Source organism: Streptomyces sp. NPDC001980, assembly GCF_040296885.1.
Lineage (GTDB): Bacteria > Actinomycetota > Actinomycetes > Streptomycetales > Streptomycetaceae > Streptomyces.
In genome coordinates, this window is record NZ_JBEOYD010000022.1 from 103896 (window position 1) to 120625 (window position 16730).

Consider the following 16730-nt stretch of genomic DNA (forward strand, 5'->3'; position numbering starts at 1 on the left):
CGTGTTTGCATGGACAGGATAGGGAGTCCTCGAAGAACGCCAGATCAAGCGTCCTTCACGAATCCGTGGAAGTGTCAGGCGACCCCGTGCGCCTGCTGTGTGTGCCGGGACAGTGAGTCAATGACCACCGCGGCGAAGAGCACCCCGCCCGTGATCACCAGCTGGACGGCGGTGGGCGTGTCGGTGAGGGCCATGCCCGAGGCGATCGACTGGATGACCAGTATGCCGAGCACTGCGGACCAGGTCGTACCGCGTCCTCCGAACAGGCTGGTGCCGCCGATGACGGCGGCAGCGATGGCGTTGAGCAGCAGGACGCCGGAGCCGGAGTTCTGGCTCACCGACGTGATGCGCGAGGCCAGGAACAGGCCGCCGGTCGCCGCCAGGGTGCCGGAGACTGCGAGCACGGCCGTCTGTACGCCGATCACGCTGAGGCTGGCGCGACGAGCCGCCTCGACGCTGCTCCCCAGCGCGTAGACCTGCCGCCCGTAGGGCGTGCGCCGGAGCACGATGTCGAGGCCCGCCACCGTGGCGAGGAAGATCAGCAGAGCCAGCGGCAGGCCCTGGAACTGGTTCAGCAGATAGGCGGATCCGAACGCGATCACCGCCACTGCTCCTGTGCGCACCCCGATGTCATGCAGCGGGCGGTGTGGCATGCCGACGGCTCTGCGGCGGCGCCTGTTCAGGTAGGAGGCGAGGAAGACCAGAGCTGTGGCGAGTGCCGCCACCGCGTAGGCGACGCCGGCGTTGGTGAAGTAGTAGCTGGTGAGGTGGGCGATGAGCCCGTCCTCGTCGAGGTTGACGGTGCCGCTGGTACCGAGGATGACGAGCATGAGGCCGTTCCACGTCAGCAGCCCGGCGAGGGTGACCACGAAGGCCGGCACCCGGGTCCTGGCGATGGAGTACCCCTGGACGGTTCCCGCCACGGTGCCCGTCAGGACGGCGGCGATCAGGGCGAGCCATTCCGGCACGCCGTTGTTGACGCTGAGAACCGCGAAGACCGCGGCGGCGAGCCCGCTGATCGAGCCGACCGACAGGTCGAGTTCACCGAGCAGCAGCACGAAGACGATGCCGACCGCGATGAGGCCCGTGCCCACGATGTCCACGCTGAGGTTGGACAGGTTACGGGGCGAGAGGAAGGCGGAGTTCAGGCTCTGGAAGATGATCCAGACCGCGGCGAGGACGAGGGTGACGGGAAGTTGGCCCAGCTCACCGGCGCTCAGCCTGCGCCGCCGGACGGCGATCCAGCCGGCCACGGCACGGCCGGCGGCCCGCCCGGCACGGCGCCCACGGGCTTTCGGGGTAGCTGCCGTGGGATCGGCCCGCGTCTCGTCCGGCATGTCATGCATCCCTTTCACCGCTCGGCCTCGCGGTGGGCCGGCGGGCGGGGCACGTTGTCCGTGGCGCCCGTGATGGAGGAGATGATCTGCTCCTGGGGGGTGGTGCTCACGTCGAAGAAGCCGTTGTTGCGGCCGAGCCGCAGCACGGCGGCCCGGTCCGCGAGGGCCTTCACATCGCTCATGTTGTGGCTGATGAGCAGGATCCCCAGGCCGTGGTCGCGGAGACGGTCGACGAGGTCGAGGACCTCGGTGGTCTGCTCGAACCCCAGCGCCGCGGTCGGTTCGTCCAGAAGAAGGACGCGTGGGTCGCCGAGAAGCGAGCGGGCGATGGCGACGGTCTGCCGCTGGCCGCTGGACAGTGACACCAAGGGACCGCGCAGATCGGGGATGCTCCGGGTCAGGCCCTCCAGCAGCTGCGTGGTGCGGCGCTCCATCTCCACCTCGTCGAGGAAGCCGAACCTGCGGAGCTCTCGTCCGAGGAAGAGGTTGCCGACGACGTCGAGGTTTCCGCACAGCGCCAGGTCCTGGTAGACGGTGGCGATGCCGAGGTCCCGAGCTTCTTGGGGACGCCGAATGTGAACGGGCCGGCCCTCCCACTCGATGCTCCCCGTGTCCGCGGGAGCGACCCCGGAGATCACCTTGACCAGGGTGGACTTGCCGGCTCCGTTGTCGCCGAGCAGGGCAAGGACCTGGCCGGCGTGGATCTCCAGCTCGATGTCCCGGAGGACCTCGACGACGCCGAAGCGTTTACACACGCCGTGCAGGGCGAGCAAGGCGGGCGGCAAGAGAATCATCTCCTTCCCGGGCCTGGGGTCGGCCGGTCCCGCCTGTCAGGTCAGCCCGGCCTTGTGGCAGTCGCCAGCGAGTGGCGGGGGCAGATTTGTTCGAGCGTGTACACGCCGTCCTTCACCACGGTGTTCTTGATGGTGGCAAGGATCACGGGCACCGGAGTGAGCAGCACGGCCGGAACCTCCGCACCGCTGCGGGTTTTCACCCGCCTGGTGGTCACCCCGTCGAGGCGCTGACCACGCGCCGCGGCCAGGGCCATGGCGCCGGCGGCGGCAGCCTCGGACCCGAACGGCTTGTGGACCGTCATGTACTGATCGCCGCTGACGATGAGCCGTACGGCTGCGAGCTCGGCGTCCTGCCCCGTGACGGGGGACAGCGGGGTGCTCTTGTTGGCCTTGAGGGCGGCAATACTGCCAGCAGCGAGGCCGTCGTTGGCGGCGCAGACGCCGTTGATGCAGCCGGCGCTCAGGCGCAACGTGGCCCGCCGGCGCGGGGCGGGGTCCCGATCGACACCTGCCCGGACCAGGCGAAAGCCGCAAAACGACCACGTCGCCAGTGTGACACCGGCCACAGTGAACTGCGAGCCCGGCGCCACGGAGCCGACACGACATCAACCTGTCCGGTTCATCCCTCTATGCGATTCTGGTAAGGGGAGTCACCAGCGGTAGCCGTGTCGGCACCCCGGCACGGACGGGAGGTGGACATGCCTCACGACGGCAGTGCCGGGGCCGGACTCTCGCAGCCGGGGACGGCCGCGGCCGGCGTCGCGGACACCGACTCACCACCGGGGCCGAAGACCCCCGTGAGCGTCCGCGCCCTGACGTTCGCAGGAGCGGCGTTGGCAGTGCTCTATGTACCCGACGCGGGTTCTGGCGACCTCCGGTCGGTGGACACGGCCGGATGCGCCCCTGCCGAGTACGGGCTGCCGGAACGCCTGGCCCTGTCCGGCGGCTCGCCTGCGGCCCGCGCCTTCCGCGCCTCCCACCCCGTGTGGCTGACCCCCGCGACACTCGCCTCCTGTCCCGAGGGAGGTCCGGCGCCGCCGCGAGCCCGGACATCGCTCGGTGCCCTGCCCCTGGGCGCCGAGGGCAGACGGCTCGGCTGCCTCGTCGTCGTGGGCGCAGGCGGGAACGGTTTCGAAGCCGAGCAGCAGCGCTTCCTGGAGTGCTATGCCAACGCGGTCGCCGACGTGCTGGAGACGGGGGCCGGGGGAGGACCGCCGGCGGCACCCTTGAGTTCCGCACTGCGCCGCATGCGCGTCGGCTCCTTCGTCCTGGTGCCGGAAACCGGCGTGATCGACGCGGACGAGATGCTGCGCGAACTGGTCGGCATCGAGCCGGACGACTTCGATGGCAGGGCGGACTCCCTGCTCGCGCACGCACTGCCGGAAGACTTGCACGCGCTGATGTCGGTGCTGGAGCCGTCCCCCCGGACGTTCGGCCCACGGAACCTGGACTTCCGCGTCCGCTGCCCCACCGGTGGGATGCGCTGGCTGAGCCTGAGGTGCCGCGTGGCGGCGGGTGCCGACGACCGGCCGGAGCAGGTGCTGGGTGTGGTGACGGCGACGCCGGTCCTGCCCCGGGGCGCCGACGACGTCTCCCGGATCCAGTGGCTGACCGCCGCACTCGATGAGGCCACCACCGTGCGCGACGTCAGCCACGTGGTGGTCACCCTGCGCGAACCCCTGAACGCCGACCGGGTGGCGCTCGCCGAGCTGCAGCACGAACGACTCCAGGTCACCCTGCTCGACCCGCCGCAGCCCGCGGCCTGGCCGCAGGCATGGCGTCTCCAGTGGCGTTCGGAGTGGCCCGACGCACCCCTCAGTGCCCTGCCCACCCTGCAGATGGCTCTGCGAGACGGACATATGGACCTGTGGCCGACAGGCACCGCCTTCGAACCGGGACTCGACGGCATCGGCCCCGGAGGCCTCGCCGTCCTGCCGCTGCCCGCCAAGGGCCGGGTCGCCGGCGTGTGCCTGATCGGCTGGGACCGGCCGCACCGGTTCGTCCCCGAGGAACGTTCGCTGCTGACCGCCACCGCCTCGCTGTCCGGCCAGGCCCTCACCCGCGCCCACGCCTATGACGCCGAACAGGAACTCGCGACGATGCTGCAGCGCAGCCTGCTGCCGCGACGTCTGCCCGAGCTTCCCGGCGGGATCGCCGTCGCCCGCTATCTGCCCGCCCGGCGAGGACTGCAGGTGGGCGGCGACTGGTACGACGTGATCGCCCTCTCCGAGGACCGGGTGGCGCTGGTCATCGGCGACGTGCAGGGCCACAGCGCCGCAGCCGCGACGATCATGGGACAGATGCGTACCGCGGTCAGGGCGTACGCGGTGGAAGGCCACCCGCCCGACGTGGTCGTCTCGCACGCCAACCGCCTCCTCGTCGGGATGGAGACGGATCTGTTCGCCACCTGCTGCTACGCCGAACTGGACATGGACGAGGGCGACGTCCTGTTCGTCCGGGCCGGGCACGTCGCACCGCTGCTGCGCCATCCCGACGGCAGCACCGAGGAGGTCGAAGTCGAGGGCGGCCTTCCGCTGGGCATTTCCATGGAGGCGGACTTCCCGATGACCGCGGTGGCACTGGCGCCAGGAATGATGCTCGCCCTGATCACCGACGGGCTGATCGAGGCCGCCGATCTGTCCCTGGACGAGGGCATGCGCCGCGCGCGCGCCATCCTCGCCACGGCCGACCCGTCGGATCCTGGGCGGGTGGCCGACGACCTGCTGGGCGACTTCGGCCGTCGCGAGGACGACGTGGCGCTGTTGTTGCTGCGCTACGACGGCATGAAGATTCGGCCGATCCGGTCGGGCTGGGTGGTGTGGCGGCTGCCCGACGCCGTCATGCACGCCCGTCGCTTCACCGCGCGCACGCTGCGCCGCTGGAAGGTCGAGGAAGCCACCGACCCGGTGCTACTGGTGGTGTCCGAACTCGTCACCAACGCCCTGGTGCACACCCAGGGCCCGGTCCGTCTCGAACTTGTGCTCCGCGGGGACCGTGTGCGTGTCTGTGTGAGCGACTCCTCGCCACGAGCGCCCGCCAAGCCCGTGATCGTGGACTGGGAGTCGACCGGTGGCCGGGGTCTCCTCCTGGTCGAGGCGATGTCGGAGTCCTTCGGCACCGTGCCGGTGGCCGGCGGCAAGCAGGTGTGCAGCGAGATTGCGGTACCGCGTCGTGAACCCGCTTCCGTAGGCGCAGATCCGGGCGCCGAGGACGGGGGCCGATCATGACGTGTCGTAGACGAAAAGTAACGCCACGTACGCGGTACGTGGTCGGCGCGCTCGTCGCGGGCCTGCTGACCGCGCCCTCGGCCGCCTGTACAGGAGACAGATCAGCCACAGCCACCACGGACAGCTTCACCGTCGGCCTGCTGCTGCCGAGCCGGGTGGTGCCACGCTGGGAGAACTCCGACAAGCCGCTGATCGAGCAACGGGTGAAACAGCTCTGCCCGCACTGCAAGATCACCTACGGCAACGCCGACGACGACTCAACGGCCCAGCGGCAACAGATGATCGCCATGATCACCAAGGGGGTCAGGGTCCTCATCCTCGGCGCCACCGACAACAGGGCACTGCGCTCCACCGTCCAGGAGGCGCACAACGCGGGCGTCCCCGTCGTCGCCTACGACAGGCTCGCCGACGGCCCGATCTCGGGCTACGTCAGCTTCGACGGTGTACAGGTCGGCACGCTGCAGGGCCAGGCTCTCCTGAAGGCCATGCGCACCCCGACCGAGCACGGGACCATCGTCATGATGAACGGCGACCCGACCAGCCCCAACGCCGCGTTGTACAAGCGGGGTGCACTGTCCGTCCTGCGGGACAAGGTGAGGATCGGCCGCTCCTACGACACCCCGGGCTGGAGCTCGAACAACGCGAATGCCAACATGTCCGCCGCCATCTCGGCCCTGGGCCCGGGCCGGATCGACGGCGTCCTGGCCGCCAACGACGCCATGGCCGCAGGCGTCATCTCCGCACTCAAGAGCGCCCACGTCAGGCGCCTTCCACCGGTCACCGGCCAGGACGCCGACCTCGACGCGGTGCAGCGCATCGTCAACGGCGAACAGTCCATGACGGTGTACAAGTCCTTCCGCGCGGAAGCCGAAGCAGCCGCTGCCATGGCCGTCGCCCTGGGCCGCGGCGAGAAGCTGCACACCATCGCCACGACGACGACCGACAGCCCCACCACCCACCACATCCCGTCCGTGCTCCTCACCCCGGCCGCCGTGACAACCGCCAACATCAAGCAGACCCTCATCAAGGACGGTGTGTACACCATCGCTCAGATCTGCACACCGCAGTTGCGGGCCGCTTGTGCGAAGGCAGGGCTGACTCCGTAGACGGGCGGGGACCGGTGTGAGGGGGCCCATCGCACAGCCCAGCAGGCGGCCGGAGAACAGGTCGATGACCGTGGCCAGATGGAGCTTGCCCCGGCCGGTTTCGATCTCCGTCATTTCCCCGCACCAGACCAGGGCGGGTGCCTCGGCGGTGAAGTCCCGCCGCACGAGGTCGGGGGCGGCCGGACGTTTACCGGCCGGGTCAGCCCCCACCGTCTGCGCGCCCTCCGCCCGACCGGGCCGAACTCGAACATGATCTTCGCGGTGGCGTTCACCATGAGAAAAGGCCAGGTCGGATGGGCTCCGACCTGACCTTTCGTGGAGCCGCTTTCGGGATTCGAACCCGAGACCTACGCATTACGAGTGCGTTGCTCTGGCCATCTGAGCTAAAGCGGCGCGTCGCCCGCACTATGGTGCGATCAGCGACGTCGGTAAGTCTACACAGTTTCCGGGGGCGCTCCGCACACGCCCCGGAGCATGGGCTCCGGGGCGGGCCGCAGGGGCTATGAGCAGCGCTTTCCCTTCGCCGGTGGGGTGCCGTTGAGGAGGTAGGTGTCGATCGCGGAGTCGATGCAGGTGCTGCCCCGGCCGTAGGCGGTGTGGCCGTCGCCGACGTAGGTGAGGAGGCGGCCCGAGGAGAGCTGGCCGGCCAGGGACCGGGCCCAGGGGTAGGGGGTCGCCGGGTCGCGGGTGGTGCCGACCACGACGATGGGGGCGGCGCCCTTCGCCGCGATCCGGTGCGGCTCGCCGGTGGCCCGCACCGGCCAGTACGCGCAGTTCAGCGACGCCCACGCCAGGTTCGGGCCGAAGACCGGGGACGCCTTCTCGAACTCGGGCAGTGCCTTCTCGACCCCCTCGGGGCTGGAGAAGGCGGGCGGCAGGTCCAGGCAGTTCACCGCGGCGTTGGCGAACATCAGGTTCGAGTAGCGGCCGTCGGCGTCCCGCTCGTAGTAGCTGTCGGAGAGGGCGAGCAGACCCGCGCCGTCGTTGTCCTTCATCGCCGTGTGCAGGGCGTCGCGCAGCTGCTCCCACTGGGCCTGGTCGTACATCGCCGCGATCACGCCGGTCGTCGCGAGGGACTCGGTCAGCTTGCGGCCGTCCGGGTCGCCGGTCGGGACGGGGTGCGCGTCCAGCTTCTTGAAGAACGTTCCGAGGTTGTCGGCGATCTGCGTCGGCGTGCTGCCCTTGCCGCCGAGCGGGCAGTCGGTGCGCTTCGCGCAGTCCCTGGCGAAGGACTGGAACGCCGTCTCGAACCCGGCCGTCTGCTGGAGGTTGAGCTCGCGCGCGGACAGGGACGGGTTCATCGCGCCGTCCAGGACCATCCGGCCGACCCGTTCCGGGAACAGGCCGGCGTAGGTCGCGCCGAGGAAGGTGCCGTAGGACGCCCCCACGTAGTTCAGCTTCGGGTCGCCGAGCACCGCCCGCAGGATGTCCATGTCCCGTGCCGAGTCGACGGTGGAGACATGGCGCAGCAGCTGCGCCGAATGCTTCCCGCAAGCCTCCGCGAACGTCTTGAACTCCCCGACCAGGCGGTGCGTCTCCTGCTGGTCGTCGGGGGTCATGTCGGTCTCGGTGAACGTGTCCATCTGCGGCCCGTCCAGGCACTCGACGGGCTCGCTGCGGGCGACTCCGCGGGGGTCCACGGCGACCATGTCGTAGCGCGCCCGCACCTCGGCGGGGTAGCCGATGCCCGCGTACTGCTGGAGGTAGTCCACCGCCGAGCCGCCCGGTCCGCCGGGGTTGACCAGCAGCGATCCGAGCGGCTTCGCCTTGCCGGTGGCCTTCTTGCGGGCGACCGCCAGCCGGACGTCACCCGCGCCGGGCTCGGCGTAGTCCAGCGGGGCCTTCATCGTCGTGCACTGGAAACCGGGGACGCCGCAGTCGCGCCAGGTGAGCTTCTGGTCGTAGTACGGCGCCAGCGCGGACGGCGTCGAGCGGGGCAGTGCGGCCAGCTGGGCGGTGCCGGCCGACGTGGACGCCGACGTCGCCGTCGACGCGCCCCCCGCGGAGGAGCACGCGGAGGCGAGCAGGGCGGCGGCCGAGAGCAGGGCGGCCGCCATGGTCCGGGTGTGGGCCCGGGGTCGAATTCGGGTCTGGCGGGGGATTCGCCTGATGTGCATCAATCGAGCGTAACGCTGAGAAATGATCTCCGTGCCGTGCGTGGTGACTGTGGCTCGTACGGGTGACCCTGGTCAACACCGTGCACGCCCAGGGCGCGGCATGTCGCCGTCAGCCCGCTCTGAGCGCCATCGTCATCGCCTCCACCGCCAGCAGCGGCGCCACGTTGCGGTCGAGGGCCTCCCGGCACGCGGCGATCGCCTCGATCCGGCGCAACGTGGCCTCGGGCGAGCCGGCGCGGGCGAGCCGCTCCAGAGAGTCCTCGGCGTCCCCGTTGGCGATCGCGACCCTGGAGCCCAGCTGGAGCGCGAGGACGTCGCGGTAGAAGCCGGTCAGGTCGGTGAGGGCGACGTCGAGGCTGTCGCGCTGGGTCCTGGTGCGGCGGCGCTTCTGCATGTCCTCCAGGTCCTTCATCACGCCCGCCGTGCCGCGCGGCAGGCGACCGCCCTCGGCCGCGCCGAGCGCCGTCTTCAGCTCCTCGGTCTCCTTGCCGTCCATCTCCTCGGCGAGCTGCTTGGCGTCCTCCGCCGCCGCGTCCACCAGCTCCTGGGCGGCCTTCAGGCACGCGCCGATCTCGTCCAGCCGCAGCGGCAGCTTCAGCACGGCCGCACGGCGCTCGCGGGCGGCCGGGTCGGTGGCCAGCCGGCGGGCCCGGTCGACGTGCCCCTGGGTGGCGCGGGCTGCGGCCGCGGCCACCTGGGGCTCGATGCCCTCGCGCCGGACGAGCATGTCGGCGACCGCGTCCACCGAGGGCGTGCGCAGGTTCAGGTGGCGGCAACGGGAGCGGATCGTGGGCAGCACGTCCTCCAGCGAGGGCGCGCACAGCAGCCAGACCGTGCGGGGGGCGGGCTCCTCGACGGCCTTGAGGACGGCGTTGGCCGACTTCTCGTTCAGCCGCTCGGCGTCCTCGACCAGGATGATCTGCCAGCGGCCGGTCGCCGGGGCCGTGTACGACTTGCGGACCGTGTCGCGCATGTCCTTGACCAGGATCTCGGCGCCGACGGCGGCGACCGTGGTGACGTCCGCGTGGGTGCCGACCAGAGCGGTGTGGCAGCCGTCGCAGAAGCCGCAGCCGGGGACGCCGCCCAAGGCTCGGTCGGGACTCACGCACTGGAGGGCGGCGGCGAAGGCCCGCGCCGTCTGGTTGCGGCCGGCGCCGGGCGGGCCGGTGAAGAGCCAGGCGTGCGTCATCTTCGACGACTCCGGCGGCGGCTGGCCGGTCGCGGCGGCGGTGACGAGGGCGTCGGCGTCCCGGGCGGCGGCGGTGAGCACCTCACTCACCCGCTCCTGCCCGACGAGGTCGTCCCACACGGTCATGGGTCACGCCGCCCTTTCGTCATATCGCCATGCGTACCGGTTCATATCGCCGTACGTACCGGTTCGAAGATCGGGGCCCACCGGTTTCCGTGGGCCGAAGTCCACGGTCTCGGTGGGCCGAAGTCCACGGTCCCGGTGGTCCGAAGTCCGCCGGTTTTGTGGTCCGGACTCCATTGTGCGGGTGCCCACTGACAACGGCGGGGCGGCACCGGTCGGCATCCCGACCCGCACCGCCCCCGCCGCGCCTGAACCCTCAGCCGCGCCGACCGCGACCCCGACGGCCCCGCTCGTCGTCGTACTCCGGCTCCTCGTACGACCCCAGCAGTTCGTCCGCCAGCGACGGCAGGTCGTCCAGCGGGGTCTCCTCGGCCCAGTCGGGCCGAGGGCGCCGGCGCCGGGCCGAGCCGTCGGCGGCGGCGTCCGCGTCGACCTGTGGCATCTCGCGGGTGCGACCCTCGGAGCCGTCGGGGTCGCCGCCCGCCCGCTCGTCCCGGAAGAAGCCGGGCGGCATCCGGTCCGCCGGGACGTCGGTGGGAGCGCCGGCGTCGTCGCGTACGGGAGGCAGCACGGCGGTCTCGTCCGCCGCGCCCGGCGTCACCGGCGGCAGCACGGCCGTCTCGTCGGCCGCGCCCACGGGAGGCAGTACGGCCGTCTCGTCGGCGGCGCCCGGCGTCACCGGCGGCAGTACCGCCGTCTCGTCGGCCGCCCCCGCAGGCCGCACCGGCGGCTGCGGCAGCTCCGCCGTCACCTCGGCGTCGGACTCGTGGGCCGCGGGTGCCTGCTCGTCCCGCACCGGGCGCAGCACCTTCGTCTCGTCGTCCCGGGCGTCCGGCCGGCCGTCCCCGGCCTCCGGCCGCACCACCGGCGTCGGCATGGTCGTCGCCTCCGGTGTGACGCCGGGAGCCGTCGGCCGGCGTGCGGCGGACTGCTGGGCGGCCACGTCGGCCGCTGCCGCCGCCTCCGCCGCGGCGCGCCGTGCCTGCTCGGCCTTGAGCAGGGCATCCTCGGCCTTGCGCTGCTTCTCCAGGCGCCGTTCCTCGGCCTCGGCGCGCAGCCGGGCCTCTTCCTCGGCCTGCTTGCGGCGCTCTTCCTCCTCGGCCTTGCGGCGGGCCTCGGCCTCCGCGCGGGCCTTCTCCTCGGCGAGCAGCCGGGCCTGCTCCTCCTCGGCCCGCCTGCGCGCCTCCTCGGCCCGCAGCCGGGCCTCCTCCGCCTGCCGTTCGGCCTCGCGGCGCTGCGCCTCCTCCAGCTCGCGGCGCTTGCGCTCCTCCTCCTCGGCACGGAGCTTGGCGAGCTGTTCCTGGCGCTCGCGCTCCAGGCGCTCCTCCTCGGCCTTGCGCGCGGCCTCTTCCTCGGCCTTGCGGCGAGCGTCCTCCTCGGCCTTCTTGCGTGCCTCCTCGGCCGCCTTGATCTCGGCCTCGGACAGCGGCAGCACGGTGTCGAGCCGGGCCCGGATGACGGTGGTGACCGACTCGGGCTCCTGGCCGGCGTCGACCACCAGGTAGCGGCCGGGGTCGGAGGCGGCGAGGGTGAGGAATCCGGCCCGTACGCGCGCGTGGAACTCGGCGGGCTCGGACTCCAGCCGGTCGGGCGCCTCGGTGAACCGCTCGCGGGCGGTCTCCGGCGCCACGTCCAGCAGGACGGTCAGATGCGGCACGAGTCCGGCGGTGGCCCAGCGGTTGATGCGGGCGACCTCGGTCGGGGACAGGTCGCGGCCCGCACCCTGGTAGGCGACGGAGGAGTCGATGTACCGGTCGGAGATGACGACCGCGCCGCGCTCCAGGGCGGGCCGGACGACGGTGTCGACGTGCTCCGCGCGGTCGGCGGCGTAGAGCAGGGCCTCCGCGCGGTGCGAGAGACCGGCGGACGAGACGTCGAGGAGGATCGAGCGCAGCCGCTTGCCGACGGGGGTGGCGCCGGGCTCGCGGGTGAGGACGACCTCGTGGCCCTTGGCGCGGATCCACTCGGCGAGGGCCTCGGCCTGGGTGGACTTGCCGGCGCCGTCGCCGCCCTCCAGGGCGATGAAGAAGCCGTTGGCCGTGGGGGCCTGCGCCGGGTCGTCGCCGCCGAGCAGCGCGTCCCGCAGGTCGTGGCGGAGCGGTACGCCCGCGCGGTCGTCGACCTTGGCGAGCACCAGCGCGGCTACCGGCAGCAGCAGCGCGCCGACCAGCATCAGCGTGAACGCGGCGCCGCCGTGCGCGAACACGAACTTGCCGTTCTCCAGGCGGTGCGGTCCGATCAGCGCGGCCACCAGGGGGGCGATCAGCGCGCCGAGCGCTATGGCGACCCGGACCACCGCGTGCAGGTGCTCGGTCGTCCGTGCCCGGCGGGAGTCCTCGGTCTCCTGGTCGAGCAGGGTGTGCCCGGTGTTGGCGGCCACGCCCGCGCCGATGCCGGCCAGCGCGACGATCAGCAGCACCGTGGTGACGTCGGGAACCAGGCCCGCGGCCAGCAGCGCGACGCCGGTGAAGGCGATCGCCAGGGACAGCAGGCGGCGGCGGGAGAGCGTCGGGAGCAGCGAGGGCGCCGTACGGATGCCGACGGCGACGCCGCCGGTCAGGGCGAGCACCAGCAGGCCGTACAGCACCGGGCCGCCGCCCAGGTCCTTGGCGTGCAGCACGGCGACGGCGACGGCGGCGGAGATCGCCCCGGCGACGGCGGCGCAGGCCAGCACCAGGAGCGGGATGACGCCGGTGCGGCCGGTGTCGGTGCCTGCGGCGGTCTTGGGGCGGCGCAGGCCCTCCAGCGGCGACCGCGCGCGGGGGGTGCGGGTGCCGGGCACCTCCAGGTAGACCAGCACCGAGAGGGACGCGGCGAACAGGCCCGCCGCCAGGTACGAGCCGAGGGCCGCCTGGTGCTGGGCGAACCAGGCGATGCCCGTGCCCAGCAGGTTGTTGACCAGCGACGCGACGACCAGGGCGGCGGCCGCGAGCGGGACCGCGAGGAACGTCGTCCGCAGCGAGAGGCGGCGCAGGGCGTCCAGGTGGTCGGGCAGCGGCCGTACCGTCGCGCCCTCCGGGGGCGGGGCGGGCAGCAGCGCGGGGGCCGCGCTCTCCCGGCAGACGGTCCAGAAGCGCTCGGCGACCCCGGTGACGAAGGCCGTCGCCAGGACGAGCGACAGGGCGTTCGCCGGGGTCCAGTCGATCCACAGGGGCGCGATGATCAGCAGAACCGTGCGCAGGCCGTCGGCGCCGACCATGGTCCAACGGCGGTCGAGCGGGCCGTCCTGCGCGGTCAGCGTGGTGAGCGGGCCCAGCAGGACCGCGCCGAACAACAGAGTGGCGAGAATGCGCACCCCGAAGACGACCGTCACCGCGAGCGCCGCACCGCGGTAGCCGCCGCCGAACGAGTTCTGGGCCACGGCTGCCTGGAGCGTGAGCACGACAAGCACCAGCAACGCCAGGCTGTCGCCGATCCCGCTCACGAGTTGGGCGCCCCACAACCGCCTCAGTTCGGGTCGGCGCAGCAGCGACCGGACGGCGCGCTCGCGGGAATCCGCTACCAGCGCGTCGTCCGGATCTGTCTGGGGGGCCGTTGGCTGCTCGGCTCGCGTCATGCTTTCAGCCTATCGGCAGCCGCGGACAGCCTGCCGCGACCGTCCACAGGTACGCACGCCCCGACACCAAGTTGATGCCGGGGCGTGCACAATGCGAAGCCGATGTGAGGATCTGAGGGCGCCTCAGCCGTTCCGGGCCGACCGCCTCGGGCCGACTCAGGCCGGCTCAGTCCCCCGCGGCCGCCTCGGAGACGGGCCGGCTCAGTCCTCCGCAACCGCCTTGGAGGCAGTCGCCTTCTTGGCGGGCGCCTTCTTCGCGGCCGTCGTCGTCTTCTTCGCCGCGGTCTTCTTGGCCGCCGTCTTCTTCGCCGGCGCGGCCTTCTTGGCGGCCGCGGTCTTCTTCGCGGGCGCCTTCTTCGCCGTCTTCTTGGCGGGCGCCTTGGCCCGCTTCTCGGCGAGCAGCTCGTAGCCGCGCTCCGGGGTGATCGTCTCGACGCTGTCGCCGGAGCGCAGGGTCGCGTTGGTCTCCCCGTCGGTGACGTACGGCCCGAAGCGGCCGTCCTTGACCACGACCGGCTTCTCGCTGACCGGGTCGGTGCCCAGCTCCTTCAGCGGCGGCTTGGCGGCGGCCCGGCCGCGCTGCTTGGGCTGGGCGTAGATCGCCAGCGCCTCTTCGAGGGTGATCGTGAAGAGCTGGTCCTCGGAGGTGAGCGAGCGCGAGTCCGTGCCCTTCTTCAGGTACGGCCCGTAGCGCCCGTTCTGCGCGGTGATCTCCTGGCCCTCGGCGTCGGCGCCGATGACCCGCGGCAGCGACATCAGCTGCAGCGCGTCCGCCAGGGTGACCGTGTCCAGGGCCATGGACTTGAAGAGCGACGCCGTGCGCGGCTTGACCGCGTTCTTGCCGGTCTTCGGGGTGCCCTCGGGGAGCACCTCGGTGACGTACGGGCCGTAGCGGCCGTCGCGGGCGATGATCTGGTGGCCGGTCTCCGGGTCGGCGCCCAGCTCGAAGTCGCCGCTCGGCTTGGCGAGCAGTTCCTCCGCGAGCTCGACGGAGAGCTCGTCGGGGGCCAGGTCCTCCGGCACGTCCGCGCGCTGGTGGCCCTCGGAGTCCTTCTCGCCGCGCTCGATGTACGGGCCGTAGCGCCCGACCCGCAGCACGATGCCGCTGCCCACCGGGAACGACGACACCTCGCGCGCGTCGATCGCGCCCAGGTCGGTCACCAGTTCCTTGAGGCCGCCGAGGTGGTCCCCGTCGCCGTTGCCGGCGTCGGCCGCGCCGCCGGGGGCCGTGCCCTCGCCGCCCTCGCCGAAGTAGAAGCGCTTCAGCCACGGCACGGCCTGGGCCTGACCTGCGGCGATGCGGTCGAGGTCGTCCTCCATCCGGGCGGTGAAGTCGTAGTCGACCAGCCGGCCGAAGTGCTTCTCCAGGAGGTTGACCACGGCGAAGCTCAGGAAGGAGGGCACCAGGGCCGTCCCCTTCTTGAACACGTATCCCCGGTCGAGGATCGTGCCGATGATCGACGCGTACGTCGACGGGCGGCCGATCTCGCGCTCTTCCAGCTCCTTGACCAGCGAGGCCTCGGTGTACCGGGCCGGGGGCTTGGTGGCGTGCCCGTCGACCGTGATCTCCTCGGCGGACAGCGGGTCGCCCTCGGTGACCTGGGGCAGCCGGCGCTCGCGGTCGTCCAGCTCGGCGTTCGGGTCGTCGGCGCCCTCGACGTAGGCCTTGAGGAAGCCGTGGAAGGTGATCGTCTTGCCGGAGGCGCTGAACTCGACGTCCCGGCCGTCGGCGGCGGTGCCGCCGATCTTGACGGTCACGCTGTTGCCGGTCGCGTCCTTCATCTGGGAGGCGACGGTCCGCTTCCAGATCAGCTCGTAGAGCTTGAACTGGTCGCCGGTGAGGCCGGTCTCGGCGGGCGTGCGGAAACGATCGCCCGAGGGGCGGATCGCCTCGTGCGCCTCCTGGGCGTTCTTGACCTTCGCGGCGTACGTCCGCGGGGCGGAGGGCAGGTAGTCGGCGCCGTACAGCTGCGTGACCTGGGCGCGGGCGGCCGCGATCGCGGTGTCGCTCAGCGTCGTGGAGTCCGTACGCATGTACGTGATGTAGCCGTTCTCGTACAGCTTCTGGGCCACCTGCATGGTGGCCTTCGCGCCGAAGCCGAGCTTGCGCGAGGCCTCCTGCTGGAGGGTCGTCGTACGGAACGGGGCGTAGGGCGAGCGGCGGTACGGCTTGGACTCGACCGAGCGGACCGAGAACCGGGTGTTCTCCAGGGCGGCGGCGAGCGCTCGGGCGTTCGCCTCGTCGAGGTGGAGGGTGTTCGCGGACTTGAGCTGCCCGAGCGAGTCGAAGTCACGGCCCTGGGCGACGCGCTTGCCGTCGACGGCCTGGAGGCGGGCGACCAGGGACGACGGGTCGCTGGAGTCGCCGGCCCGGCCGGTCCCGAAGGTGCCCGTCAGGTCCCAGTACTCGGCGGACCGGAACGCGATGCGCTCCCGCTCCCGCTCCACCACGAGCCGGGTCGCCACGGACTGGACACGGCCGGCCGACAGGCGCGGCATGACCTTCTTCCACAGGACCGGCGAGACCTCGTAGCCGTAGAGGCGGTCGAGGATCCGGCGGGTCTCCTGGGCGTCGACGAGCTTCTGGTTGAGCTGGCGCGGGTTGGCGACGGCGGCCCGGATCGCGTCCTTGGTGATCTCGTGGAAGACCATCCGCTTGACGGGGATCTTCGGCTTGAGGACCTCCTGGAGGTGCCAGGCGATGGCCTCGCCCTCGCGGTCCTCATCGGTGGCGAGGAAGAGCTCGTCGGAGTCCTTCAGCAGGTCCTTGAGCTTCTTGACCTGCGCCCTCTTGTCGGCGTTGATCACATAGATGGGCTGGAAGTCGTGTTCGACGTCCACGCCGAGGCGCCGGACCTCGCCGGTGTACTGCTCGGGCACCTCCGCGGCGCCGTTGGGAAGGTCACGGATGTGCCCGACGCTCGCTTCGACGACGTATCCGGGGCCCAGATAGCCCTTGATCGTCTTCGCCTTGGCAGGGGACTCGACGATGACGAGTCGGCGGCCGCCCTGTGCGGTCTCGCTGGTCGGGGACAACTTCGCTCTTCTCTCCGGTCGACGCTGGGGCCTCCCCAGGCCTTGCTCCCGGGGTCGCGGCACGGGCACGGAGCCCGCTCACTTGGTGACGCTGCGGAGTGTGACGGTACATCCCGCCCCCGTGTCAAACGGGAAAAGCCCACAACGGCCACTCGAACGGTAACCCGACTACCGCCATTCCTGCCGCCCGGAGTCCCCACTCGCCCTCTGGGCCCTGTCCGGAGCGTGATGCTCCGATTACCGGA

9 protein-coding genes and 1 tRNA gene are annotated in these 16730 nt (G+C 71.7%); 2 read left to right on the forward strand and 8 right to left on the reverse strand.

Annotation, left to right across the window (positions count from 1 at the left end; translation table 11 throughout):
- Positions 1-74: 74 nt before the first annotated feature.
- The 3 genes from ABT137_RS29930 to ABT137_RS29940 are packed head-to-tail and all read right to left on the reverse strand — an operon-like array spanning position 75 to position 2721.
- A complete protein-coding gene (locus tag ABT137_RS29930; protein ID WP_351714221.1) occupies positions 75-1337 on the reverse strand; it encodes a sugar ABC transporter permease in 1263 nt (420 codons plus the stop codon).
- Between the two features lie 14 nt (positions 1338-1351).
- Positions 1352-2131, reverse strand: a complete 780-nt coding sequence (locus ABT137_RS29935; RefSeq protein ID WP_351714222.1) for an ATP-binding cassette domain-containing protein — start codon at positions 2129-2131, stop codon at positions 1352-1354.
- 41 nt (positions 2132-2172) lie between these two features.
- On the reverse strand, positions 2173-2721 hold the full coding sequence (locus ABT137_RS29940; RefSeq protein ID WP_351714223.1) for a substrate-binding domain-containing protein: 549 nt from the start codon (positions 2719-2721) through the stop codon (positions 2173-2175).
- Between the two features lie 108 nt (positions 2722-2829).
- Between ABT137_RS29940 and ABT137_RS29945 the strand changes: the two genes are divergently transcribed.
- A complete protein-coding gene (locus ABT137_RS29945) occupies positions 2830-5358 on the forward strand; it encodes a SpoIIE family protein phosphatase (protein ID WP_351714224.1) in 2529 nt (842 codons plus the stop codon).
- Entirely contained in the window at positions 5355-6464 is a 1110-nt protein-coding gene (locus tag ABT137_RS29950; protein ID WP_351714225.1) for a sugar ABC transporter substrate-binding protein, read from the forward strand. Before ABT137_RS29945 ends, ABT137_RS29950 begins: the two co-directional genes overlap by 4 nt.
- Before the next feature lie 316 nt (positions 6465-6780).
- Here ABT137_RS29950 and ABT137_RS29955 read toward each other — a convergent pair.
- The 5 genes from ABT137_RS29955 to topA all read right to left on the reverse strand — a co-directional run bounded on the left by ABT137_RS29955 (position 6781) and on the right by topA (position 16485).
- Positions 6781-6857: transfer RNA gene (locus tag ABT137_RS29955), tRNA-Thr, on the reverse strand.
- A 107-nt stretch (positions 6858-6964) separates the two neighbouring features.
- Positions 6965-8581, reverse strand: a complete 1617-nt coding sequence (locus ABT137_RS29960) for an alpha/beta hydrolase (protein ID WP_351714226.1) — start codon at positions 8579-8581, stop codon at positions 6965-6967.
- Between the two features lie 109 nt (positions 8582-8690).
- Complete coding sequence (locus tag ABT137_RS29965) at positions 8691-9896, reverse strand: DNA polymerase III subunit delta' (RefSeq protein ID WP_351714227.1); 1206 nt, start codon at positions 9894-9896, stop codon at positions 8691-8693.
- A 253-nt stretch (positions 9897-10149) separates the two neighbouring features.
- The gene (gene tmk, locus ABT137_RS29970) at positions 10150-13449 is read right to left on the reverse strand and encodes a dTMP kinase (protein ID WP_351714228.1); all 3300 of its coding nucleotides are present in this window, start codon (positions 13447-13449) and stop codon (positions 10150-10152) included.
- A gap of 201 nt (positions 13450-13650) precedes the next feature.
- A complete protein-coding gene (topA, locus tag ABT137_RS29975; RefSeq protein ID WP_351714229.1) occupies positions 13651-16485 on the reverse strand; it encodes a type I DNA topoisomerase in 2835 nt (944 codons plus the stop codon).
- Positions 16486-16730: the final 245 nt, after the last annotated feature.

Bases quoted from the DNA above. Each gene is read 5' to 3' on its own strand.
- ABT137_RS29935 (WP_351714222.1), bottom strand. From the start codon at position 2,131: ATGATTCTCTTGCCGCCCGCCTTGCTCGCCCTGCACGGCGTGTGTAAA.
- ABT137_RS29960 (WP_351714226.1), bottom strand. From the start codon at position 8,581: ATGCACATCAGGCGAATCCCCCGCCAGACCCGAATTCGACCCCGGGCC.
- ABT137_RS29945 (WP_351714224.1), top strand. From the start codon at position 2,830: ATGCCTCACGACGGCAGTGCCGGGGCCGGACTCTCGCAGCCGGGGACG.
- ABT137_RS29965 (WP_351714227.1), bottom strand. From the start codon at position 9,896: ATGACCGTGTGGGACGACCTCGTCGGGCAGGAGCGGGTGAGTGAGGTG.
- ABT137_RS29930 (WP_351714221.1), bottom strand. From the start codon at position 1,337: ATGCCGGACGAGACGCGGGCCGATCCCACGGCAGCTACCCCGAAAGCC.
- tmk (WP_351714228.1), bottom strand. From the start codon at position 13,449: ATGACGCGAGCCGAGCAGCCAACGGCCCCCCAGACAGATCCGGACGAC.
- ABT137_RS29950 (WP_351714225.1), top strand. From the start codon at position 5,355: ATGACGTGTCGTAGACGAAAAGTAACGCCACGTACGCGGTACGTGGTC.